This window comes from Azospirillum sp. FG154, from assembly GCF_057809575.1.
Genome location: NZ_JBMDKF010000008.1, coordinates 149,979 through 173,968 on the forward strand (window position 1 = coordinate 149,979; position 23,990 = coordinate 173,968).

The window sequence follows — 23,990 nt, forward strand, 5'->3', positions numbered from 1 at the left end:
GCGGTTTTTACGCCGCCGCATGCTCCACCAAAATCCCGTCACGCATCTCCAGGATCCGGTCCATCCGGCGGGCCAGCTCCATGTTGTGGGTCGCCACCAGCGCCCCGACCCGCGCCTGCCGGACGATGGCGGTCAGCATGGCGAAGACATGCTCCGCCGTGTGGGGATCCAGATTGCCGGTCGGCTCGTCGGCGATCAGCAGGGACGGCGCGTTGGCCAGGGCGCGGGCGATGGCGACGCGCTGCTGCTCGCCGCCCGACAGGCGGGCCGGGCGGTGGCTGCCGCGCGCGTCCAGACCGACCATGTGCAGCAACTCGTCCGCCCGCTGCTTGGCCAGCCGTTTGGAGACGCCCGCGATCATCTGCGGCAGCACGACGTTTTCCTGCGCCGAGAATTCCGGCAACAGATGGTGGAACTGGTAGACGAAGCCGATGGAGCGCCGCCGCACCTCGGTGCGTTTGCCGTCGTCGAACCCCGACACGTCGGCCCCGGCGATGCGGACGACGCCCTCGGTCGGGCGCTCCAGCAGCCCGGCGATTTGCAGCAAGGTCGATTTGCCAGCCCCCGACGGGCCGACCAGCGCCACCAACTCGCCCGGCTGCACCGCTAGATCGGCGCCGCGCAGCACCTCCAGCACCGCGCCGCCCTGCTCAAAGCGGCGGACGATTCCCGTCATCTCCAGCATGGCGTCACTCATAGCGCAGGGCCTCCACCGGATCGAGACGGGCGGCGCGCCAGGACGGATAGATCGTGGCGGCGAAGGACAGCCCCAGCGCCATCACCGTCACCTGCGTCACCTCGCTCCAATCGATCTTGGCGGGCAGTTGCGACAGGAAATAGATCTCGGCGGAAAACAGGTTCGTGCCGGTCAGCCCCTGGATCGCCTGCCGAATGGTCTCGATGTTCAACGCGAAGGACACGCCCAGCCCCAGCCCCAGCAAGGTTCCCGTCACCCCGATGCTGGCCCCGGACAGGAAAAAGATCCGCATAATCATGCCCCGCGTCGCCCCCATGGTGCGCAGAATGGCGATGTCGCGCCCCTTGTCCTTCACCAGCATGATGAGGCTGGAGATGATGTTGAAGGCGGCCACCATGATGATGAGCGACAGGATCAGGAACATGACGTTCCGCTCCACCTGAAGGGCGGTGAAAAAGCTGGAGTTGGATTGCTGCCAATCGACCACCCGCCCCGCCCCGGCGACCACCGACTGCACGGCGTCGCGCGCCGCCCGGATCTGCACGGGATCCTGAACGAACACCTCCAGCGACGTCACCGCGTCGCCGGTGCGGAAAAAGGCCTGCGCCTCCGCCAACGGCAGGAAAATGAAGCTGTTGTCATACTCATACATGCCGATGTCAAAGATCGCGCCGATGGGATAGCTGCGCATCCGTGGCACCGTGCCAAAGGCGGTGACGTTGCCTTGCGGCGCGATCAGCGTGATCGAATCGCCGACCGACAGGCCCAACCGCTGCGCCATCCGCGCGCCAATCGCGACGCGATCCTCGCCAAACTCCTGCGCCGAGCCGCGCACCACGCCGCGCGCCAGCGTCGGACGCGCCTGAAAATCCTCCGCGCGCACCCCGCGCACCACGGCGCCGGAGGCGACGCCGCGCACCGAAACCAGCGCTTGGCCCTCCACCGTCGGCGTCACGTTGGTGACGCCCGGCGTCTCGCGCAGGCGGTTGGTCAGGACGTCAAAGTCGGGCAACGGCCCGCCCCGGACGTTGTAGACGTTGAGATGCCCGTTCAGCCCCAGCACCCGGCCCAGCAATTCGGCGCGAAAGCCGTTCATCACCGACATGACGATGATGAGCGTCGCCACCCCCAGCGCGATGCCGAGCAGCGAGAACCCCGCGATGACCGAAATAAACCCTTCCTGGCGTCGCGCCCGAAGGTAACGCATCGCGACCATGCGTTCAAAAGCGTTGAAGATCATTCTGCAAAGCCGTGCGCTGTGTGTGGGCCAAGCCCGGCCACCCTTTTGCTCAAGGATGGCCGAACCCGACAGGCGCGCTCAACCTACACACCGACTGTGACGCCGCAAAGGCGAAGTTACGCCGTCAGCTTGGCCAACGCCGCCTCGACCGACAGCTCTTCCTTTTCGCCGGTCGCGCGGCGCTTCAACTCAACCACGCCGGACTTCAGTCCGCGCGGCCCGACCACCAACTGCCACGGCACGCCGATCAGGTCCATGTCGGCGAATTTGGCGCCCGGACGCTCGTCGCGGTCGTCGTAGGCGACGTCCAGACCGGCGGCCTGGAGCTTGCCGTACAGGTCCAGACAGACGCGATCCGTCTCGGAATCGCCGACCTTCAGATTGATGAGGCCGACGTTGAAGGGCGCCACCGAATCCGGCCAGATGATGCCGTTGTCGTCGTGGCTGGCCTCGATGATCGCGCCCATCAGGCGTGACACGCCGATGCCGTAGGATCCCATTTCGACCGGGATCGACTCGCCGTTCGGCCCGGCGACCACGGCGTTCATCGGCTTGGAGTATTTGGTTCCAAAGTTGAAGATGTGGCCAACCTCGATGCCGCGCGCCGACACCAGATCGGCCTCGCCCACCGGGCAGCTCGCCGCGTCGTGCTTCTCGTCGGTCGCCGCGTAGATCGCCGTCACCTGATCGAAGAAGGGTTGCAGATCGTCGTCGAAGCCCGGCGCGTCCTTCAGAACGTCCAGCTCCATCCAATCCTTGTGGCAGAACACGCCGCTTTCGCCGGTGTCGGCCAGAATGATGAACTCGTGGCTGAGATCGCCGCCAATCGGGCCGGTGTCGGCGCGCATCGGGATCGCCTTCAGGCCCAAGCGGGCGTAGGTCCGCAGATAGGCCAGGAACATCTTCTGATAGGACCGGCGGGCGCTGTCGGCGTCGATGTCGAAGGAATAGGCGTCCTTCATCAAGAACTCACGCCCACGCATCACGCCGAAGCGCGGGCGGATCTCGTCCCGGAACTTCCATTGAATGTGGTAGAGATTCAGCGGCAACTGGCGGTAGCTTTTGACGAAGGTCCGGAAGATGTCAGTAATCATCTCCTCGTTCGTCGGGCCGAACAGCATCTCACGCTCGTGACGGTCGGTGATGCGCAGCATCTCCTTGCCGTAATCGTCGTAACGACCGCTTTCGCGCCACAGATCCGCCGATTGGATGGTCGGCATCAACAGTTCCTGAGCGCCCGCCGCGTTCTGCTCCTCGCGGACGATCTGCTCGATCTTCTTCAGCACCCGATGGCCCAGCGGCAGCCAGGCGTAGATCCCGGCGCTGGTCTGGCGGATCATCCCGGCCCGCAGCATCAGGCGGTGGGAGACGATCTGCGCCTCGGTCGGGGTCTCCTTGAGGGTCGGCATGAAGAAGCTGGACAGCCGCATGGCTCTGCTCTCGTGTGCAAGGTTCGGAGTCGCGCGGGCCGTCGGGTCCGCAACGCTGGTCGGGAAAGCGACTTTAGGTAGGACGCCCCCGCTTGTCCACTGCGGCGCGACCGGAAAGCCCCGGTCAGCGCCCCCGGCACAGCGCGACGAGTTCGGCCTCCGACGCGCCGCCCAAGGGTTGGCCGTTCAACAGCAGCCGACCGCCGTCCAGCGTCATCCGGCCAATCTCCATGGCGCCGGGCAGCCCAGCGGTTGGCAACCCAGCGGTGGGAACCTTCACCCCCAGGCGGCGCGCCAGATCCAGCGTCAACGGAATCTCGAAACGTTCGTTCGACAGGCTTGATCCCGCCGACCCCGGCAGATCGGCGGGGGCCACCGCCCGCCCCTTGACGTCCACCCCCGGCTTGTAGGCGACGTCCGGAGTCGGTTGATGGCGGGTGAGCGCCCGGCACAGCGCCGGATCGACGGTTGGTCGTCCCTGCTGGGCCTGGGCCGCGCCGCACAGAGCCAAAAGGCCCGTCCCCACCATCAAGCCCACGCGCCTCATCGCCGTTCCTTCACAGAGTGTGCGTTTGCTGAACCACCACCGGATTCGACATGGTTTTCCAATAAACCGTCAAATAAGGCATGCCCTTTTCCGCCTCTTCCTGCGTGCGGGCGGATTGGCGGATGTATTTGCCGATGAAGGGCTTGTTCACATGCTCCAAATCCACGGCGGCTTTCAGCACCAGGAACTCGCCGATCTTGTCCGGCAGATTGTAATGCCATTTCTGCAAGCACTCCGACGTGACGCCGGGTTTGGCCTGCTCCTTCTCGGACAGATAAAATTCCTGATGATGGTACTGGCTGATTTCTTTCCAGGCCTGCGCCAGACGCCCCGGCTTGACGCGCGGCATGCCCTTGAGGATGCGGACGTCGTCATGGAACAACGGCAGAAACCCCCGCCGCTCGGCCAATTCGGTCAGCATGGTGTGCAGACCGGCCATCACGCTTTCCCCGTCTTCCGTCGACCGCTGATCCTGCTTCGGCTGAGACTTCCGACCAAACAAGCCGCTGAAAAAGCCTTTTTTTTCCTTACTGGCGCCGCCGCTGGAATCGGCGCTGACCTTGCGTTCGTCCCACAGCGAATCCCAGGCGAAATCCCAAGCGGTGAACACGCCGTTGGAACGGTCGTCCAACACCGTCAACAAATACTCACGCCCTTCACGCTTCCAATCGACGTCACCAACAATCGCCCGAACCGGGCGGCGGCTGAGAACAACCGGGAGAATGCCGACGCGGACAAGATCAGCGTAAAATTCAACGAATGATGGCGTTTGAATGAATGGCAATTTCGAGCATGGCTGTAGCTCTGGCGCCAGCAGCTCCATGCTTTTTTTGGTTCGCTCCAACAGTTCAGTCGCCAAAACCGCAGCGAACTGGTCAAAGCGTTCATTCTCGTTCGCGGCCATTAACGCCTCGACTGTCCTTCCTTCCGCGCCTGAGCGTGGTTGCTGCCCGTCCGGCTCCGCCGATCACGTGACAACCATGTGGTAATCGAAGCAACATTACCAAGTAAACTGTTAACGTTTTCTGCAACGCAAACGGAAAGGAATCATCCGACGAATTGATCCGCAATCGGGTGGCGGCGGTTAAAAAAAGACCGCGCGGCGGATGCGGCGCGGCCTTTTGAGTTTAGGGAGGAATCGCCACCAGGCGTCGGACGAGAGGGAACATCGCTATTCCCTCCAATCACATGTGAAACTGTGAACCTGCCCCGCCGGGTTGGCAAGATGAAAAGACAGGCAGATCGGCCTTGTGCCTAATATTTTTGCGATTCTGCCAAAGCATTGATCGAATGGTGAAAAACACCGCAGGGTTTTGCCTTTTTTTTAGGCCGTCGCGCCCACCCGCCAAACAAGGGAACAGCGGCGCGCCGTCTTCTTGACGGCGTCCGTCAGGTCGCGCGAGAGCCGGAAGGCGCGCTCACATATCCTTAATCATGTCGCGGAAGGACACCAAACCCGACTGGCCAATGGCGTAGATCACCAACCAAATCACCAGCGCGACGACCGAGGTCGCCAGAACCTTCCGCCACATGCGCGGTTCGACCGGGGCGCTGGACGCCATGCCCGGTTCGGGATTCTCAGATATGCGAACCCCCCAGGGCAACACGGCGAACAGCGCCACCCACCAGACCACGACGTAGACAAAAATGCCCGAGATCCAGCCGTCCATCGTGCCCCCCTTGATCGTTCAGGCGTCAGGCCTGTTCCAACTCCACCAGCGTGCCACAGAAATCCTTCGGATGCAGGAACAGCACGGGTTTGTCATGGGCGCCAATTTTGGGTTCGCCATCGCCCAACACCCGCGCGCCCTGCGCCTTCAACTGGTCGCGCGCCGCCAGAATGTCATCCACCTCATAGCAAATATGATGGATGCCGCCCGACGCGTTCTTTTCCAGGAAGGGCGCGATGGGCGATTTCTCGCCGAAGGGGTGCAGCAGCTCGATCTTGGTGTTCGGCAGGGTGACGAACACCACCGTCACGCCATGCGCCGCCAGATCGACCGGGGCCGACACGGCGGCCCCCAGCGTGTCGCGGTAGAGGGCCGTGGCCGCCGACAGGTCGGGAACGACGATGGCGACGTGGTTCAATTTTCCGATCATGGTGTCCTCACAAGCTCGTGGCCGCAGACGGTAGGCTGTTCACCGCCGTCAAACGCGGACCAAATGAACATCCGTGACCGGCTTCTTGCCATGAGACGCATTGAAGCAGCGGCGCACGGCGATGCGCGCCGCCTCCTTCACTTGGGCGTCGTCGGCGCGCGCAATCTTCGACAGACCGGCCACCGCCTCGCGCACCGCGTCCACGACGTCCAGCAGCATGTCGCGGTCGGCCACCTCGTCGATCAGCCCCATCACCGCCACCTGCGGCGCCGTCACCAACTCGCCGCGCGCCGTCATCACCAACGTGACCACGGAGGCGCCGTTGTTCACCATGCGGCTGCGCGTGCGCATCATGCCGTTGTCGAGCGGGATCAGGCGCTTGCCGTCCAGCGCCATGCGGCCCGAGCGGACATGGGCGACCACGCGGGCCGGGCCGTCGGGGCCTAGCCGGATCAACTCGCCGTTCGCCGGGACGATCTGGTCCGGGATCTGGCATTCCTGCGCCAAGGCCGCGTGCGCCTGCTGGTGGCGCTGCTCGCCATGGACCGGCACGGCGATGCGCGGGCGCACCCACTGGTACATGCGCACCAGCTCGTCCCGCGCCGGATGGCCGGAGACGTGGATCGCCTCCTCATCCGCCGTCACCAGCTCGATGCCCTGAGTCACCAACTGGTTCTGCATCCGCCCGATGGCGCGCTCGTTGCCGGGAATCTCGCGCGAGGAGAAGACGACGACGTCGCCGCGCGACAGGGTGATTTGCGGGTGGTCGTTTCCAGCGATGCGGGCGAGGGCCGAACGCGGCTCCCCCTGGCTGCCGGTGCAGATCAGCACCAGCTTTTCGCGCGGCAGATAGCCCGCGTCATGCTCCGACAGGAATTTCGGCACGTCCTTCAGATAGCCGTTGGCCCGCGCCGCGTCGTTGATCCGCCACAGCGACCGCCCGACCAGCGCGACATGCCGATCATGGGCCGCCGCCGCCACCGCGATGCTTTCCAGCCGGGCGACGTTGGTGGCGAAGCAACTGACCGCCACCCGCACGTTGGGATACCGCCCGATCAGATCGGTCAGGCTGGCCCGCACCGTCGCTTCCGACCCGGTCCAGCCGGGCACCAGAGCGTTGGTGCTGTCGCCGACCAGGGCCAACACCCCTTCGTCGCCGATCTCGCGCAACCGCTTTTCGTCGGCCACCGTGCCGATCAACGGATCGGGATCCAGCTTCCAATCGCCGGTGTGCACCACCGTCCCCGCCGAGGTGCGGATGGCGAGCGCGTTCGGCTCCGGGATCGAATGCGTCATGGTGACGTATTCCACCGCGAATGGACCGGCCTCCAGCGACCCGCCGAGCGGGATTTCGTGGATCGGCACGACGCCGCTCAAACCCCGCTCATGCAGCTTGGCGCGCAGAACCGACGCGGTGAAGGGCGTGCAATAGACCGGGCAGCGCAATTCCGGCCACAGATACTGAACGGCGCCGAGATGATCCTCGTGCGCGTGCGTCACCACCAGACCGACCAGATCCTCCCGCCGCTCCACGATGAAGCTGGGATCGGGCATGATGACGTCCAACCCCGGCATGGTGTCGTCGGCGAAGGAAATGCCGAGATCGACCATCAGCCACTTGCCGCGATGGCCGTAGAGGTTGAGGTTCATCCCGATTTCGCCGGAACCGCCGAGCGCCAGAAAATAAAGCGCGTCATCCTCCGGAACGAAGGGGTCCGCCGGACTCTTGGATGCACCGGCGGCTGCCTGGGAGGATTGGGTCATTTGCTCATGTTGCGCTTGTGGATCAGAAGGAGACCGCGAAGCGTCAGCTCGCCGTCGGTGTGTTCGATGACATGGGTCGCCTTGGCGAAAAGAACAGCCAATCCGCCGGTGGCGATCACCGTCATCGGGGCGCCATATTCGGCGCGAATTCGGGCGACCAGCCCTTCGATGAGGCCGACATAGCCCCAGAAGATGCCCGATTGCATGCAGGCGATGGTGTTTTTGCCGATCACCTCGGCGGGCGGCTGGATTTCCACGCGCGGCAGCTTCGACGCCGCCTTCTGCAAGGCTTCCAGCGACAGGTTCAGACCGGGCGCGATGACGCCGCCGCGATAATTGCCCTCGGCGTCCACCACATCGAAGGTGGTCGCCGTGCCGAAATCAATGACGATCAACGGCGTCTTGTAGGTCGCCGCCGCCGCCACCGTGTTGACCAGCCGGTCGGCCCCGACCTCTTCCGGGCGGTCCACCAGGGCCTTGGTCCCCAGATCAACCTCGGGCTGGCCGACGATCACCGGCTCGCAGCCGAAATGATCCTTGCACAGCCGCTTCAGGTTGAAGGTGGCCCCCGGAACGACGCTGGCCATGACCGCGCCGTGGATGTCCACCGGCTTCAACCCCTTCAGCGCCATCAGATGGGTCAGCCACACCATATATTCGTCGGATGTGCGCTTGGGATCGGTCGCGGTGCGCCAGATGCCGCGTTGGCGGTCGCCGTCATAAATGGCGAACACCACATTCGTGTTTCCGGCGTCGATGGCGAGCAACATGGCGAACGTCCGTTTCAGGCTGCGGGCGGTTGAGGGAAAAACACGTCGCCAGCGGTGATCCGCTGGCGGGGACCACCATCCTGTGGATCAAGCAACAGAACGCCGTCGCTGTCCAGATCCACGAAGACACCGGAGATTGTGCGGTCGGCCAAACGGACCAGAATTGGCGCGCCCAAGCCGCGCGCGCGGTCCAGCCAAGCCGCCCGGATCGGGGGGAAACCGAACTCCAACCACCGCTGGTACCAGACGGCCAAGCGTTCGGCGTAAATTTCCAGCAGGGCCGACGGGGCCAGAACCGGCGCGCCCTCGGCGATCAGCGAAGTCGCCGCGTAATCCGTCGTCTCCGGGAAATGGCGCAGATTGACGCCGACCCCCAACACCACCCAGGACACCAGACCGGACGGCGTCGGTTCCGATTCCAGAAGAATTCCGGACAGTTTGCGCCCGTGGATCAGGACGTCGTTCGGCCATTTGCAGCGGACGCCCGACGGATCGGGCAACACCGCCTCCGCCGTCTCAGCGATCGCCAGAGCGGCGACGAAGGAAATCTGCGCGGCGTCGGCGGGCAAGCGGTTGGGACGCAGGATGATGGAGCTGTAGAGATTGCCCTCCGGCGAGGTCCAGGCGCGCCCGCGCCGACCGCGCCCGCCCTCCTGGCGTCGCGCCCAGACAACCGTCCCCTCACCGGCCCCTGAACGCGCCAAAGCCTTCGCTTCGTCGTTCGTGCTGCCGACGGAGTCGAAGGCCTTGATGCGGAAGCCGGGAGGCAGACGCACGCGCGCCGCCTCCGCTTCGTTTGAACCACCGCTCATCCGGGCATCATCACCCGGCGAACAGCGCGGCCGCCGCAGCCGCCGCACTGTTCAGGATCGGGGCCGGAACGACGAAGAACAGCAGCGTGAACAGGCTGGTGACGACCAGGACGCCGGTCATGCCGTCATCCTCGACCTTGTCCACCGCCACCAGCGGCTCGTCGAAATACATGATCTTGACGATGCGCAGGTAGTAGAAGGCGCCGACCACGCTGGTCAGCACGCCGATGACGGCCAGCGTGTAATCCTGCACCTCGATGGCGGCCAGGAAGACATAGAGCTTACCGAAGAAACCGGCCATCGGCGGAATGCCGGCCATGGAGAACATGAAGATCGCCATGGTCGCCGCCAGCATCGGGTTGGTCTTCGACAGACCGGCGAAGTCCTTGATCTGCTCCAGCATCAGGCCCTTGGCCTTCATGCTGAGGATGACGGCGAAGGCGCCGATGTTCATGGCGACGTAGAGCGCCATGTAGATCAGCACGCCGCGCACGCCGTCCTGGTTGCCCGCCGCCAGACCGACCAGCGCGTAACCGACATGGCCGATGGAGCTGTAGGCCATCAGACGCTTGATGTTGGTCTGCATGATCGCGGCGAAGGAGCCGATGAGCATCGACAGCACGGCGGTGGCGACCAGAACCTGATGCCACTGGGCGGTGAGATGACCGAACGGCTCGATCAGAACGCGGGTGAGCAGCGCGATGGCGGCGACCTTGGGAGCGGCGGCGAAAAAGGCCGTCACCGGGGTCGGCGCGCCTTCATAGACGTCCGGCGCCCACATGTGGAACGGGGCCGCCGACACCTTGAAGGCCAAGCCGGTCAGCACGAACACCAAACCGATCACCACACCCGGCGAGGCGTGGGCGCCACCGGCGAACAAAGCGGCGATCTTGTCGAAGGAGGTCGTCCCGGCGAAGCCGTAGAGCAGCGAAGCGCCGTACAGCAGCATGCCCGACGACAGCGCGCCGAGGACGAAATACTTCAAACCGGCTTCCGACGACTTCGCGCTGTCGCGGCGGAAGGCCGCGATGACGTACAGCGCCAAGCTCTGCGTCTCCAGACCGACATAGAGAGAGATGAGATCGTTGGCCGAAATCATCATCAGCATGCCGAGCGTGGCGAACAGCATGAGCACCGGATACTCGAACCGCGCCATCTGCTCCCGCTCATTGAAACCGAGCGAGAGGATGACGGACAGCGCCGCCGAGACCAGAACCAGCACCTTCATGAAGACGCCGAAGGCGTCCATCACGAACAGGCCATTGAAGGTGACGACGCGGCCCGCGCCATAGCCCATCGCCAGTATGGCGGCGAGCAGCATGACGACCACGGTCAGATAGGACACGGGGCGGGTGAACCCGTCGCCGCGAAAAACGCCGATCAGCAGCAGAGCCATCCCCGCGACCGCGAGGAAGATCTCCGGCAGGGCCGGCCAGATGTCGGGAAACACTGCGGTCATGTCGAAGAACCCCTTAGCGCGCGGCGACCGACACGCCGGACGCGGCGTGCGACGCGGCCAGCTTGGTCTGGTAGGTCTGGATCAGATGCTCGACCGACGCCGAGGTCACGTTCAGGAAGCTGCTCGGGTAAACGCCCATCCACAGAACCACGGCGACCAGCGGCACGAAGATGGCGACCTCGCGGGCGCTGAGGTCGAACATCGCCTTGACGTCCGGCTTCACCAGCTTGCCATAGACGACGCGGCGGTAGAGCCACAGCGCGTAGGCGGCGCCCAGCACCATGCCCGTCGCGGCCAGCGCGGCGACCCAGGTGTTGTCGCGGAAGACGCCCAGCAGAACCAGGAATTCGCCGACGAAACCAGCGGTGCCGGGCAAACCGACCGAGGCCATCGTCATGAACAGGAAGATGACGGCGTATTTCGGCATGTTCTTCACCAGACCGCCGTAACGGGCGATCTCGCGGGTGTGCAGCCGATCATAAACGACGCCGACGCACAGGAAGAGCGCGCCCGAGACGACGCCGTGCGACAGCATCTGGAACACGGAACCCTCGATGCCCTGCTGATTCAGCGCGAACATGCCGATGGTGACGAAGCCCATATGCGCGACCGACGAATAGGCGATCAGCTTCTTCATGTCTTCCTGCGCCAGCGCGACCAGCGAGGTGTAGATCACGGCGATGATCGACAGGGTGTAGATCAGCGGGGTGAAATACTCGGTCGCTTCCGGCAGGATCGGAATGTTGAAGCGCAGGAAGCCGTAACCGCCCATCTTCAGCAACACGCCGGCCAGAATGACCGAACCGGCGGTCGGCGCCTCGACGTGGGCGTCGGGCAACCAGGTGTGGACCGGCCACATCGGCACCTTCACGGCGAAGGAGGCGAAGAAGGCCAGCCACAGCCAGAGCTGCATGTTGCGCGGGAACTGGGTCGCGGTGATCGTCGGGATGTCGGTGGTGCCCGCCACATAATACATGGCCAGGATCGCCAGCAGCATCAGGACCGAGCCGAGCAGCGTGTAGAGGAAGAATTTGAACGCCGCGTACACGCGACGCCCGCCGCCCCAGATCCCGATGATGAGGAACATCGGGATCAGCACGCCCTCGAAGAACATGTAGAAGAGAACGAAATCCAGCGCGCAGAACATCCCGATCATCAGGGTTTCCAGCGCAAGGAAGGCGATCATGTACTCCTTGACCCGCATCTGCACCGATTCCCAGCTCGCCAGGACGCACATGGGCATCAGGAAGCCGGACAGGACGACGAACAGCACCGAAATGCCGTCGACGCCCATGTGATAGGTGATGCCGAAGTCCGGGATCCACGGCGCCTTCTCGACCAACTGGTAGCCGGGATTGCGCGGGTCGAAGTTGATCCAAATGAACAGCGTCAGCACGAAGGTGACGAGTGTCGTCCACAGCGCGATGTAGCGGACGTTCCGCACCACATCCGGCGACGTGCCCCTGCAAAACAGCAGGATCAACGCCACACCGACGAGCGGCAGGAAGGTCGTGAACGACAGGAGCGGCCAGCTAGCCATTTTTGTAGTTCCCCCTCAACCGCTCAACCGAACACGGAAAGCCAAGCGATCAGCAGAACGACGCCGATCACCATGGCAAACGCGTAATGATAGACATACCCCGACTGCAACCGGCTGGCGCGGCCCGCGATGTCGCGGGTGGCCGCCGCGACCCCGTCGGGGCCGACGCCGTCGATCAGCGCGCCGTCGCCCGACTTCCACAAGCCATGGCCCAGGGCCTTGGCCGGACGGACGAACAGCGCGTCGTACAGCTCGTCAAAGTACCATTTGTTGTACAGGAACTGGTGCAGCCCCTTGAACAGCCGCGCGAAGGTCGCGGGCAGGCTGGGGATCTGGATGTAGGCGATGTAGGCGGCGGCGATGCCGATCAAACCGACGACCAACGGCGCGATGCCCACCCAACCGGGCAGATGATGGTGCGCGGCCTCGATGCTGTCATGCTCGTGCAACGCCAGGATGGCCTTGCCCCAGAACTCCGCGCGGTCATGGCCGATGAACCATTGGTGGAAACCGACGCCCGCGAACAGCGCGCCCAACGCCAGCACCGCCAGCGGAACCAGCATGGTGATCGGCGATTCATGGGCGTGGTCGTAGACCGACTTCTCCATGCGCGGCTTGCCATGGAAGGTCATGAACAGCAGACGCCAGGAGTAGAAAGCCGTCAGCAGAGCGGCGGCGATGCCCAGCGCGAAGGCGAAGCGACCAACCGGGCTGCCCGAAGCGTAAGCCGCCTCCAGGATCATGTCCTTGGAATAGAAACCGGCGAAGAAAGGCAGACCGGCGAGCGCCAGATTGCCGATCCACATCACCGCGTAGGTGAAGGGGATCTTGCGCCAGACGCCGCCCATCTTCCGCATGTCCTGCTCGTGATGCAGGGCGTGGATGACCGAACCGGCGCCCAAGAACAGCAGCGCCTTGAAGAAGGCGTGCGTGAACAGGTGGAACATGGCCGCGCCATAAGCCGACACGCCCACCGCGAAGAACATGTAGCCAAGCTGGCTCATCGTCGAATAGGCGATGACCCGCTTGATGTCAAACTGGGTGAAACCGATGGTCGCCGCGACGAAGGCGGTCAAACCGCCGATCACCGCGACGACTTCCAGCGCCGACGGCGCGTATTCAAAGACCGGCGACAGGCGGCACAGCATGAACACGCCCGCCGTCACCATGGTGGCGGCGTGGATGAGCGCCGACACCGGGGTCGGGCCTTCCATCGCGTCCGGCAGCCAGGTGTGCAGGCCAAGCTGCGCCGACTTGCCCATCGCGCCCATGAACAGCAGCAGGCAGGCGATGGTCAGGCCGTTGAAGTCCCAGCTCAGGAAATGCAGCGTCACCCCGGTGATGGTCGGAGCCTTGGCGAAGATCGCGTCGAACTGGACGGAGCCGGTCAGCACGAAGATCGCGAAGATGCCGAGCGCAAAGCCGAAGTCGCCGACGCGGTTGACCAGAAAGGCCTTGATCGCGGCGGCGTTGGCCGAGGGCTTCTCGTACCAGAAATTGATGAGCAGGTAGGAGGCCAGACCGACGCCTTCCCAACCGAAGAACATCTGAACGAGGTTGTCCGCCGTCACCAGCATCAGCATGGCGAAGGTGAACAGCGACAGATAGCCCATGAAGCGCGGCTTCTGCGGATCCTCGGCCATGTAGCCGACGGAATAGACATGGACGCAGGCCGACACGGTGTTGACCACCACCAGCATCACGGCGGTGAGCTGATCGACGCGCAGCGCCCACGACACGTCCAACCCGCCGCTGCGGATCCAGGTCGCCAGTTCGATGGTGCGCGGATGTCCGCCGACGGCGACGTCGAAGAACAGCAGCCAGGACAGGAACGCCGAGAGCAGCACGGCGCCCGCCGTGACGAACTGCGCGGCGCGGTCGCCCGAGGTGGGCGGCGCGGCTGCGGCGTGATGGTCGTCGTGACCATCGTCGTGGGCGTCATCATGATGCGCGTGGTCGTCATGACCCTGCGCGTGGTGATCGTGACCGTGGTCATGACCATGCCCGTGACCAGCAGCCGACGGCGCGGCCTTCGGCCCGCCGAACAGCGCGATCGATCCGGCGACGAGGAACGCCAGAAGCGGGAGGAATACGACAAGCACTTCCATGGCGCCGCCTCAGCCCTTCATCATGTTGATGTCTTCGACTCGGATCGAGCCACGGTTGCGGAAGTAGACCACCAGTATGGCCAGACCGATGGCCGCCTCGGCGGCCGCCACGGTCAGGATAATCATGGCGAAGATCTGACCGACCAGATCGTGCAGATGCGTGGAGAAGGCGACCAGATTGAGGTTCACCGCCAGCAGCATCATTTCGATCGACATCAGGATGACGATGACGTTCTTCCGGTTCAGGAAGATCCCCAAGACACCCAGAGTGAAGACGATGGCCGAGACCGTCAGATAATGCCCGAGACCGATCTCCATGATTACACGCCCTCCCCGGACGAAACCTTGCGGATGGCGACAACCTCGTCCCGGCGACGGGCGAGCTGGGCGCCGATGTTCTGCTTCCGCACGCCCTCGCGATGACGCAGCGTCAGCACGATGGCCCCGATCATGGCGATCAGCAGGACGACGCCGCAGGCTTGGAACAGATAGACATACTGGGTGTACATCAACTGGCCCAGGGCCTGGGTGTTCGTCACCGAGGTGATCGCCGGGGTCGGCGCGGCGGCGAGCTTTTCAACGCCCGGCGCGACGATCCAACCGCCGACGACGGCGGCCAGTTCGGCCAGCAGGATCAAGCCGATCAAACCGCCCAGCGGCAGAACCTCCAGGGCGCCCTGCCGCAATTCGCGGAAGTTGATGTCCAGCATCATCACCACGAACAGGAACAGCACCGCGACCGCGCCGACATAGACGATGACCAGGATCATCGCGATGAATTCGGCGCCCATCAGCAGGCACAGACCCGCCGCCTGGAAAAAGGCGAGGATGAGATACAGGACGGAGTGAACAGGATTCCGCGACGAGATGACCATCACACCGGAGGCCACCAGCAGCGCGGCGAACACGTAAAAGGCGATGCCTTGCAGTATCATCGAATTTCTCGCTTCCGCTTACCGGTATGGAGCCTCGGCCGCGAGGTTCTGGGCAATCTCCGCCTCCCAGCGGTCGCCGTTCGCCAGCAGCTTCTGCTTGTTGTAAAAAAGCTCTTCACGATTTTCGGTGGAGAACTCGAAGTTCGGCCCCATGACCACCGCGTCCACCGGGCAGGCTTCTTGGCAGAGGCCGCAGTAGATGCATTTGGTCATGTCGATGTCGTAGCGCGTCGTCCGGCGGCTGCCGTCGTCGCGCGGTTCGGCCTCGATGGTGATGGCCAACGCCGGGCACACCGCCTCGCAGAGTTTGCAGGCGATGCACCGCTCCTCGCCGTTCGCGTAGCGGCGCAAGACATGCTCGCCACGGAAGCGGGAGCTGATCGGCCCCTTCTCATACGGGTAGTTCAGCGTGACCGTTGGCTTGAACATATAGCTGAAGGTCAGCGCAAGGCCGCTCACCAACTCGGTCAGGAACAGGCTGCGCGCCGCGCGGTCGAGGAACGCCATGGCCTCTTCGTCTCCTTCCTTGCCGACGGGCCGCGACGGGCGCGTCGGCATCTTCAACGAAATTCAGTGATGGGCTTGATCGGGCGGCTTACTTGGGCAGCCAACCGAACGTCACCAACACACCGGCGGTCAGAACGACCCAGAACAGCGAGAATGGCAGGAAAACCTTCCACCCCAGCCGCATCAACTGGTCGTAGCGGTAGCGCGGCATGGTGGCGCGAACCCACACGAACGTGAACAGACAGGCGCTGATCTTCAACGCGAACCAGACGATGCCCGGCACCCAGGTGAAGGGCGCGAAGGGCAAGGGCGACAGCCAACCACCCAGGAACAGGATGCTGGTCATCGCGCTCATCAGGATCATGTTGGCGTATTCGCCGAGGAAGAAGAGCGCGAAGGGGGCCGAGCTGTATTCCACCATGAAGCCGGCGACCAACTCCGACTCGCCTTCCGGCAAATCGAAGGGCGAACGGTTCGTCTCAGCCAAAGCCGAGATGAAGAACATGATGAACATCGGGAACAGCGGGATCGCGAACCAGATCTTCTCCTGCGCGTGCACGATGGCCGTCAGGTTCAGCGAGCCGACGCAGAGCAGCACCGTGATGATGATGAGGCCCATCGAGACCTCATACGACACCATCTGCGCCGCCGAACGCAGCGCGCCGAGGAAGGCGTAGCGCGAGTTCGACGCCCAGCCCGCCATGACGATGCCGTACACGCCCAGCGACGAGATCGCGAAGAGATACAGGACGCCGACGTTGATGTTCGACAGCACGACGCCGTAATCGAACGGGATGACCGCCCAGGCGACCAGCGCCAGGAAGAAGGTAATCATCGGCGCGATGTAGAAGACGACGCGGTTGGCGCCCTCGGGCAGGATCTGCTCCTTGGCGAACAGCTTCAGGCCGTCGGCGAAGGGTTGCAGCAGACCGAAGGGACCGACCAGCGACGGCCCCTGGCGCAACTGCATCGCGCCCATGATCTTGCGTTCGGCGTAGGTCATGAAGGCCACCGCGACCAGCAAAGGCACGGTGATCGCCAGGATCTTCAGAACCATGATGATGAGCGGCAGCAGGAAGCCGCTAAAGAACTCAGCCATGGGTGCCAGTCCTCTCCTGAGCCGGGCCGACCAGCGCTTCCGCGCAGTTGGCCATCGTCACCGACGCCCGGCTGATCGGGTCGGTCATGTAGAAGTTGGTGATCGGCGACACGAAGGGCGCCGAGTCGACCGGCCCTTGCGCGCCGAACGGCGCCCAGGTGGCGGGCGTCATCTGGCCGACCGACGCGAAGATCGGGTTCGCCGCGATCAGACGCTGGCGCAGCTGCGTCTGCGTGTCGAAGGGCAGCGTGGCGCCCAGCGCTTCCGACAGGGCGCGCAGGATCTTCCAATCCTCGCGCGCTTCGCCGGGCGGGAACGCCGCCAGACGGGCGAGCTGCGGACGGCCTTCGGTGTTGACGTAGACCGCGTTCTTTTCGGTGTAGGCGGCGCCCGGCAGGATCACGTCGGCGCGGTGCGCCCCGGCGTCGCCATGGTGGCCCTGATAGACCACGAAGGCCTTGCCCAGCTTGGCCGTGTCGATCTCGTCGGCGCCCAGCAGATAGACGACGTCGATCTCGCCCTTGCTCGCCCCGTCAAGGATGCCGTGCAGGTCGCGACCGCCCGGCCCCGGCAGGAAGCCGGTCTCGATGCCGCCGACGCGCCCGGCGGCGGTGTGCAGCACGTTGAAGCCGCTCCAATCGTCGCGGAACATGCCATAGACTTCGCCGGTGATGCGGGCGGCGGCCTGAACCGCCAAACCGTCAGCGCGCTGGAACGCGCCCATGCCGACGATCATCAGCGGGTTCTTGGCGTTGCGCAGCGTCTCGGAGAAGGGGTGCGAGCCGTCGGTGAGCTGCTGGAGCGTCTCCGGCCCCGCGCCGATGTGGGCGTAGGGGTAGGTCAGATCCTTTTGCTCGCCGATCAGCGCGATCTTGACGTTGCCAGCCAGATAGCGCTTGCGGATGCGGGCGTTGACCAGCGTGCCTTCCCAACGCGGGTTGGTGCCGACCAGCAGGATGACGTCCGCCTTTTCGATCCCGGCGATGCCGGAATTGAACAGATAGCCCGCGCGCACCGAGGTGTCGAAGCGCGCGCCGTCCTGGCGGCAATCCAGGTTGGTCGATCCCAGACGGCCCATCAGCTCCTTCAGAGCGAATTGGGCCTCCACGTCGGCCAGATCGCCGGAGATCGCGGCGATGCGGTCGCCCGCCACGCCCTTGACCTTGGCGGCGATGGCGGCGAAGGCGTCGGCCCAGCTCGCCGCGACCAGCTTTCCGTTCTTGCGCACATAGGGACGGTCAAGGCGCTGGCGCTTCAGCCCGTCATAGGCGTAACGGCTCTTGTCGCTCAGCCATTCCTCGTTGATGTCGTCGTTGACGCGCGGCAGAACACGCATCACCTCGGCCCCGCGCGCGTCGACGCGGATGTTCGAGCCGACCGCGTCGAGCACGTCGATGGTCTCGGTCTTGCGCAGTTCCCAGGGCCGCGCCGTGAAGGCGTAGGGCTTGTGGGTCAGCGCGCCGACCGGGCAGACGTCGGCGAGATTGCCCGACAATTCCGACCCGATGGCCTTTTCAACGAAGGTGGTGATCTCCATATGCTCGCCACGGTACACGGCGCCCACGTCGGGGACGCCGGCCACTTCGTTGATGAAGCGGACGCAGCGGGTGCAATGGATGCAACGGGTCATGATGGTCTTGATGACCGGACCCATATATTTGTCCTGGACGGCGCGCTTGTTTTCCAGGTAGCGGCCCCGGTCGAAGCCATAGGCCATGGCCTGGTCCTGCAAATCGCACTCGCCGCCCTGATCGCAGATCGGGCAATCCAGCGGGTGGTTGATGAGCAGGAACTCCATGACGCCCTTGCGGGCCTTCAGGACGGTCTCGCTGTTGGTCTTGACGACCATACCGTCGCCGCAGGGCATGGCGCAGGACGCGACCGGCTTGGGCGCGCGCTCCATCTCCACCAGACACATGCGGCAGTTGGCCGGCACGCTGAGGCGCTCGTGGTAGCAAAAGCGCGGAATCTCGATCCCCAGTTGCTCGCAAGCCTGGAGGATCGAGGTGCCCGGCTCGACCTCGATCTCGATCCCGTCGATGGTAAGTTTCGGCATGGGAACGGGAACTCCTTACTCAGCCGCCAGCGGCGCAGCGTTGCGATAGGCCTGGATGCGCCGCTCGACTTCCGGGCGGAAGTGGCGGAACAGGCCCTGGATCGGCCACGCGGCGGCGTCGCCCAGCGCGCAGATGGTGTGACCTTCGACCTGCTTGGTGACTTGCAGCAGCAGGTCGATTTCCTCCATCCGGGCGTTGCCCGTCACCATCCGCTGCATGACTCGGCTCATCCAGCCGGTGCCTTCGCGGCACGGCGTGCATTGGCCGCAGGATTCATGCGCGTAGAAGCTCGACAGCCGGGCGATGGCCTTCACGATGTCGGTCGACTTGTCCATGACGATGACCGCCGCCGTGCCGAGGCCGGAGCGGACGTCGCGCAGCGAGTCGAAATCCATCAGGACGGTGTCGCAGATCTCTTTGGTCAGCACTGGAACCGAGGAGCCGCCGGGGATGATCGCCAGCAGATTGTCCCAACCGCCGCGCACGCCGCCGGCGTGACGCTCGATCAGCTCCTTCAGCGGGATGCCCATCTCTTCTTCGACGTTGCACGGCTTGTTGACGTGCCCGGAGATGCAGAAGAGCTTGGTGCCGGTGTTCTTCGGGCGGCCAAGACCGGCGAACCAACCGGCGCCGCGCCGCAGAATGGTCGGAACCACCGCGATCGATTCGACGTTGTTCACCGTGGTCGGGCAGGAATAGAGACCGGCCTGGGCGGGGAACGGCGGCTTGTTGCGCGGCTGGCCCTTCTTGCCCTCGATGGACTCGATGAGCGCGGTTTCCTCTCCGCAGATGTAGGCGCCAGCGCCCCGGTGGATGAAGACGTCGTAGCTGTAGCCGGTGCCGCAGGCGTTCTTGCCGATCAGCCCCGCCGCATACGCCTCGTCAATCGCGCGCTGGACGTTGGAGCTTTCGTTGTAGAACTCGCCACGGATGTAGATGTAGCAGGCGCTGGCCCCGATGGCGAAACCGGCGATCAGGCAGCCTTCGATCAGCTTGTGCGGATCGTGGCGCAGAATGTCGCGGTCCTTGCAGGTGCCAGGCTCGCCCTCGTCGGCGTTGATGACCAGATAGACGGGCTTGTCGGTCACGTTCTTCGGCATGAAGGACCACTTCATGCCGGTCGAGAATCCGGCGCCGCCGCGTCCGCGCAGGCCCGATTCCTTGACGTTGTCGATGATCCACTCGCGCCCATTCTGGAGAATGGCCGCCGTGTTGTCCCAGTCACCGCGCTTGCGGGCCGCCTCAAGACCGAAGTCCTGGAAGCCGTAGAGGTTGGTGAAGATGCGGTCCTCGTCGCGAAGCATCGCGGTCTCCCCCCTCAGTCGTCAGCCAGATTGGAAGTGCTGGGCGTGGTGAAGGCCGCCAGCGTGGTCGGCCCGCCGAGCGGCTCCGACGATTGGCGACCGATCTGCGACCCGGCCTTGGGCTTTTCACCGCGCTTGAGCGCCTCGATCAGCCCGTCGATGTGCTCCGGCGCGACGTCTTCGTAATAGTCGTCGCCGATCTGGACAACCGGCGCGTTGACGCAGGCGCCCGAGCATTCAACCTCGCCCAGCGTGAACTCACCGTCCGCCGTGGTCTCGCCCAGCCCGACGCCCAGCTTTTTCTTGCAGGCGTGGACGATGTCGTCCGAACCGCGCAGCCAGCAGGGGGTGGTGGTGCAGACCTGGATGTGATGCTTGCCGACCGGATTCTTGTTGTACATCGTGTAGAAGGTCGCCACCTCATACACGCGGATGCGCGGCATCCCCAACAGGTCGGCCACGGCGTCCATGGCGACGCGGGGCAACCAGCCGCCATTCTGGCGTTGGGCGACGTCCAGCAGCGGCATGCAGGCGCTGGCCTGCTTGCCTTCCGGGTATTTGGCGATGATTCGCTTGGCCAGCTCCAGATTCTCCTGGGTGAAGGCAAAGCTCGTCGGCTCGTGGCCGTGATCGGAAGCGGGCGCGCTCATCGATCGATCTCTCCGAAAACGATGTCCATGGACGCGATGTTGGCGACGGCGTCGGCCAGCATGTGACCCTTGGACATGAAGTCCAGGCCCTGAAGATGGGCAAATCCCGGCGCGCGGATCTTGCAGCGGTAGGGCTTGTTCGTGCCGTCGGACACCAGATACACGCCGAATTCGCCCTTGGGCGCTTCGATGGCGGTGTAGGTTTCGCCCGCCGGAACGTGGAAGCCTTCGGTGAAGAGCTTGAAATGGTGGATCAGCGCTTCCATCGACCGCTTCATCTCGCCGCGCGGCGGCGGCGACACCTTCCGGTCCTCGATCTTGTAAGGACCGTCCGGCATCTCCTTGCAGCACTGGCGGATGATGCGCAGCGACTGGCGCATCTCTTCCATGCGGACCAGATAGCGCGCCCAGCAATCGCCCGTCAGCCCGACCGGAACGTCGAAGTCCATGCGGTCATAGACCTCATAGGGCTGCGACTTGCGCAGATCCCAGGCGACGCCGGAGCCGCGCAGCATCGGGCCGGTGAAAGCCCAATCGAGCGCTTGTTCCTTGGTGACGATGCCGATGTCGACGGTGCGCTGCTTGAAGATGCGGTTGTCGGTCAACAGATTGTCGACGTCTTCCATGAATTTGGGGAAATTCTCGGTGAACGCCCAAATATCCTCAAGCAGACCATCCGGCAGGTCCCAGGCGACGCCGCCCGGACGGAAATAATTGGCGTGCAGACGCGCGCCCGACACCCGCTCGTAAAACTCCATCAGCAGCTCGCGCTGCTCGAAGCCCCACAGCGGCGGGGTGATGGCGCCGACGTCGATGGCGCCCATCGTGACCGCGAGAATGTGGTTCAGGATGCGGGTGATTTCCGAGAACAGCACGCGGATGTATTGCGCGCGCAACGGCAGCTTGATCTGCAACAGATTCTCGACGCCGAGCACGAAGGCGTGCTCCATGCACATCGGGCTGACGTAATCGAGGCGGTCGAAATAGGGCGTCGCCTGGATGTAGGTCTTGTATTCGATCAGCTTTTCGGTGCCACGGTGCAGCAGGCCGATGTGCGGGTCGCACCGCTCGACCACTTCGCCGTTCAGCTCCATCACCAGACGGAGCACGCCGTGGGCCGCCGGGTGCTGCGGCCCGAAATTCATCGTGTAGGGCTTGATCTGCGTCTTGGCGGCCGGGCCGCCGGCGCCAGCCACGACGACCCCAGTCGCCTCGGCGCCGGTCGCCGTTTCGCTCGTCACGGTCGTCATGCTCACGGCTTCTTGCTCCCGTCCTGGAGGGCGGCTTTCTCGTCACCGGGCAGCATGACGTTGGTCATGCCTTCCCACGGGCTGAGGAAGTCGAAGCTGCGGAAATCCTGCGTCAGCCGCACCGGCTCGTAGACCACGCGCTTCTGGTCTTCGTCGTAGCGAACCTCGACGTAGCCGGTCAGCGGGAAATCCTTGCGGAACGGATGCCCCTCGAACCCATAATCGGTGAGGATGCGGCGCAGGTCCGGGTGGTTGTCAAAGAAGACGCCGAACAGGTCCCAGGTCTCGCGCTCGAACCAGTTGGCCGCGCTGTAGACGGACACCGCCGACGGGACGGGCGTGTCCTCGTCGGTGGTCAGCTTCACGCGCATGCGCCGGTTGTGCTTGTAGCTGAGGAGTTGGTAGACCACCTCGAACCGCTCGACGCGATCCGGGTAATCCACCGCCGTGACGTCGGTCAACTGCTCGAACGAGCAGACCGGATCGTCACGCAGCGTGGTCAGCGCCGAGAGGATGGCGGCCCGCTTGACCGTCACCATCAACTGGCCGAGCCTCACCTCAACCGTCAGGACGTCGTCGCCAAGCTTGGCGGCGATCGCGTCCCCGAGTTCCTTCAACGCCTGTTCGGACATGGGCCGTACCCTGCCTTCTGACTGGTCTTAGCGAGCGATGCGGTTGCCGCGCCGGATCTTTTTCTGAAGCTGGAGGATGCCATAGACCAGGGCTTCCGCCGTCGGCGGGCAACCCGGCACATAGATGTCCACCGGCACGATCCGGTCGCAGCCGCGCACCACCGCGTAAGAGTAATGGTAGTAACCGCCGCCGTTGGCGCAGGATCCCATCGAGATGACCCAGCGCGGTTCCGGCATCTGGTCATAGACCTTGCGCAGCGCGGGGGCCATCTTGTTGGTCAGCGTGCCGGCGACGATCATGCAATCGGACTGGCGCGGGCTGGGACGCGGAATCACGCCGAAGCGGTCCAGATCGTACCGGCTCATGTAGGCGTGGATCATCTCCACCGCGCAGCAGGCCAGACCGAAGGTCATCGGCCACAGCGAGCCGGTGCGCGCCCAGGCCAACAGATCCTCGTACTTGGCCAGCACGAATCCCTTGTCCTGGATTTCGTCGGAGACGGCGCGGATGTACGCGTCCTGTTCCGGTCCGGGCGGAATTGGCGCCAGCGGCTTGGCGACCTCTACTCCCATTCCAGCGCTCCTTTTTTCCACTCGTAAATGAAGCCGATGGTCAGGATGCCCAGGAACAGCATCATCGACCAGAAGCCGAACAGCCCGATGTCGCCCAGCGCGATGGCCCAGGGGAACAGGAACGCGACTTCCAAATCGAAGATGATGAACAGGATCGAGACCAGATAGAATCGAACGTCGAACTTGGTGCGGGCGTCCTCGAACGGCTCGAAGCCGCATTCGTAGGGGGAGACCTTTTCGGCGTCCGGGTTCTTCGGGCTGATGACGTAGGACGCGCCCACCATCACCACGGCCAGCGCGATACCGATCAGCAGAAACACCAGGATCGGAAGATACTCAATGATCAGCGGAGTCGACACCGCGTTCCTCCCATAAGCCCACGGCCACGGACGCCGTTCCAACCGCTTGATCGGTGGACGCGCGCGACGCGGCAGGAATGCCTTGGATTAGCCCATCAGACGGGCCGGAATATATGCCGAGAGCGAGAGCAAGGAAAGGGCTTTGAACGCTTTCCAC

24 protein-coding genes are annotated in these 23,990 nt (G+C 64.2%); all 24 read right to left on the reverse strand.

Annotated elements, in window-relative coordinates:
• Positions 1-7: 7 nt before the first annotated feature.
• A complete protein-coding gene (locus ACODS4_RS11965) occupies positions 8-697 on the reverse strand; it encodes an ABC transporter ATP-binding protein (protein WP_488863857.1) in 690 nt (229 codons plus the stop codon).
• The gene (locus ACODS4_RS11970; RefSeq protein ID WP_488863859.1) at positions 690-1,937 is read right to left on the reverse strand and encodes a lipoprotein-releasing ABC transporter permease subunit; all 1,248 of its coding nucleotides are present in this window, start codon (positions 1,935-1,937) and stop codon (positions 690-692) included. Before ACODS4_RS11970 ends, ACODS4_RS11965 begins: the two co-directional genes overlap by 8 nt.
• A gap of 116 nt (positions 1,938-2,053) precedes the next feature.
• Positions 2,054-3,367 carry a proline--tRNA ligase gene (gene proS / locus ACODS4_RS11975; protein WP_488863861.1) on the reverse strand — a complete coding sequence of 438 codons (1,314 nt, stop codon included), beginning with the start codon at positions 3,365-3,367 and terminating at the stop codon, positions 2,054-2,056.
• A 124-nt stretch (positions 3,368-3,491) separates the two neighbouring features.
• The gene (locus tag ACODS4_RS11980; RefSeq protein ID WP_488863863.1) at positions 3,492-3,914 is read right to left on the reverse strand and encodes a hypothetical protein; all 423 of its coding nucleotides are present in this window, start codon (positions 3,912-3,914) and stop codon (positions 3,492-3,494) included.
• A gap of 10 nt (positions 3,915-3,924) precedes the next feature.
• On the reverse strand, positions 3,925-4,818 hold the full coding sequence (locus ACODS4_RS11985) for a hypothetical protein (RefSeq protein WP_488863865.1): 894 nt from the start codon (positions 4,816-4,818) through the stop codon (positions 3,925-3,927).
• Between the two features lie 514 nt (positions 4,819-5,332).
• Complete coding sequence (locus tag ACODS4_RS11990; protein WP_488863867.1) at positions 5,333-5,584, reverse strand: DUF1467 family protein; 252 nt, start codon at positions 5,582-5,584, stop codon at positions 5,333-5,335.
• A 25-nt stretch (positions 5,585-5,609) separates the two neighbouring features.
• Positions 5,610-6,014 carry a methylmalonyl-CoA epimerase gene (gene mce, locus ACODS4_RS11995; RefSeq protein ID WP_298370463.1) on the reverse strand — a complete coding sequence of 135 codons (405 nt, stop codon included), beginning with the start codon at positions 6,012-6,014 and terminating at the stop codon, positions 5,610-5,612.
• A 48-nt stretch (positions 6,015-6,062) separates the two neighbouring features.
• Positions 6,063-7,778, reverse strand: a complete 1,716-nt coding sequence (locus tag ACODS4_RS12000; protein WP_488863869.1) for a ribonuclease J — start codon at positions 7,776-7,778, stop codon at positions 6,063-6,065.
• Positions 7,775-8,548 carry a type III pantothenate kinase gene (locus tag ACODS4_RS12005; RefSeq protein ID WP_488863871.1) on the reverse strand — a complete coding sequence of 258 codons (774 nt, stop codon included), beginning with the start codon at positions 8,546-8,548 and terminating at the stop codon, positions 7,775-7,777. Before ACODS4_RS12005 ends, ACODS4_RS12000 begins: the two co-directional genes overlap by 4 nt.
• Positions 8,549-8,562: 14 nt before the next feature.
• The gene (locus ACODS4_RS12010; RefSeq protein WP_488863873.1) at positions 8,563-9,360 is read right to left on the reverse strand and encodes a biotin--[acetyl-CoA-carboxylase] ligase; all 798 of its coding nucleotides are present in this window, start codon (positions 9,358-9,360) and stop codon (positions 8,563-8,565) included.
• A gap of 10 nt (positions 9,361-9,370) precedes the next feature.
• Positions 9,371-10,819, reverse strand: coding sequence for an NADH-quinone oxidoreductase subunit NuoN (nuoN, locus tag ACODS4_RS12015; protein ID WP_488863875.1), 1,449 nt, complete (start codon positions 10,817-10,819; stop codon positions 9,371-9,373).
• 13 nt (positions 10,820-10,832) lie between these two features.
• Entirely contained in the window at positions 10,833-12,359 is a 1,527-nt protein-coding gene (locus ACODS4_RS12020) for an NADH-quinone oxidoreductase subunit M (RefSeq protein WP_488863876.1), read from the reverse strand.
• A gap of 23 nt (positions 12,360-12,382) precedes the next feature.
• Positions 12,383-14,467: an NADH-quinone oxidoreductase subunit L gene (gene nuoL, locus ACODS4_RS12025; RefSeq protein ID WP_488863878.1), complete on the reverse strand. Its 2,085-nt coding sequence runs from the start codon at positions 14,465-14,467 to the stop codon at positions 12,383-12,385.
• 9 nt (positions 14,468-14,476) lie between these two features.
• The gene (gene nuoK, locus ACODS4_RS12030) at positions 14,477-14,785 is read right to left on the reverse strand and encodes an NADH-quinone oxidoreductase subunit NuoK (RefSeq protein ID WP_119830568.1); all 309 of its coding nucleotides are present in this window, start codon (positions 14,783-14,785) and stop codon (positions 14,477-14,479) included.
• A 2-nt stretch (positions 14,786-14,787) separates the two neighbouring features.
• Complete coding sequence (locus ACODS4_RS12035; protein ID WP_488863880.1) at positions 14,788-15,402, reverse strand: NADH-quinone oxidoreductase subunit J; 615 nt, start codon at positions 15,400-15,402, stop codon at positions 14,788-14,790.
• 18 nt (positions 15,403-15,420) lie between these two features.
• Positions 15,421-15,909, reverse strand: a complete 489-nt coding sequence (gene nuoI / locus ACODS4_RS12040) for an NADH-quinone oxidoreductase subunit NuoI (protein ID WP_119830920.1) — start codon at positions 15,907-15,909, stop codon at positions 15,421-15,423.
• 88 nt (positions 15,910-15,997) lie between these two features.
• Entirely contained in the window at positions 15,998-17,008 is a 1,011-nt protein-coding gene (gene nuoH / locus ACODS4_RS12045; protein ID WP_488863882.1) for an NADH-quinone oxidoreductase subunit NuoH, read from the reverse strand.
• Positions 17,001-19,064, reverse strand: coding sequence for an NADH-quinone oxidoreductase subunit NuoG (nuoG, locus tag ACODS4_RS12050; protein ID WP_488863883.1), 2,064 nt, complete (start codon positions 19,062-19,064; stop codon positions 17,001-17,003). The genes nuoH and nuoG overlap by 8 nt, the downstream gene beginning before the upstream one ends.
• 15 nt (positions 19,065-19,079) lie before the next feature.
• Positions 19,080-20,369, reverse strand: a complete 1,290-nt coding sequence (gene nuoF / locus ACODS4_RS12055) for an NADH-quinone oxidoreductase subunit NuoF (RefSeq protein WP_119830572.1) — start codon at positions 20,367-20,369, stop codon at positions 19,080-19,082.
• A 14-nt stretch (positions 20,370-20,383) separates the two neighbouring features.
• A complete protein-coding gene (gene nuoE, locus ACODS4_RS12060; RefSeq protein ID WP_488863885.1) occupies positions 20,384-21,019 on the reverse strand; it encodes an NADH-quinone oxidoreductase subunit NuoE in 636 nt (211 codons plus the stop codon).
• Complete coding sequence (locus ACODS4_RS12065; RefSeq protein ID WP_488863991.1) at positions 21,016-22,164, reverse strand: NADH-quinone oxidoreductase subunit D; 1,149 nt, start codon at positions 22,162-22,164, stop codon at positions 21,016-21,018. Before ACODS4_RS12065 ends, nuoE begins: the two co-directional genes overlap by 4 nt.
• A gap of 107 nt (positions 22,165-22,271) precedes the next feature.
• Positions 22,272-22,901, reverse strand: a complete 630-nt coding sequence (locus tag ACODS4_RS12070) for an NADH-quinone oxidoreductase subunit C (protein WP_488863887.1) — start codon at positions 22,899-22,901, stop codon at positions 22,272-22,274.
• 27 nt (positions 22,902-22,928) lie between these two features.
• A complete protein-coding gene (locus ACODS4_RS12075) occupies positions 22,929-23,474 on the reverse strand; it encodes a NuoB/complex I 20 kDa subunit family protein (protein ID WP_179166169.1) in 546 nt (181 codons plus the stop codon).
• Complete coding sequence (locus ACODS4_RS12080; protein WP_126998780.1) at positions 23,465-23,833, reverse strand: NADH-quinone oxidoreductase subunit A; 369 nt, start codon at positions 23,831-23,833, stop codon at positions 23,465-23,467. Before ACODS4_RS12080 ends, ACODS4_RS12075 begins: the two co-directional genes overlap by 10 nt.
• Positions 23,834-23,990: the final 157 nt, after the last annotated feature.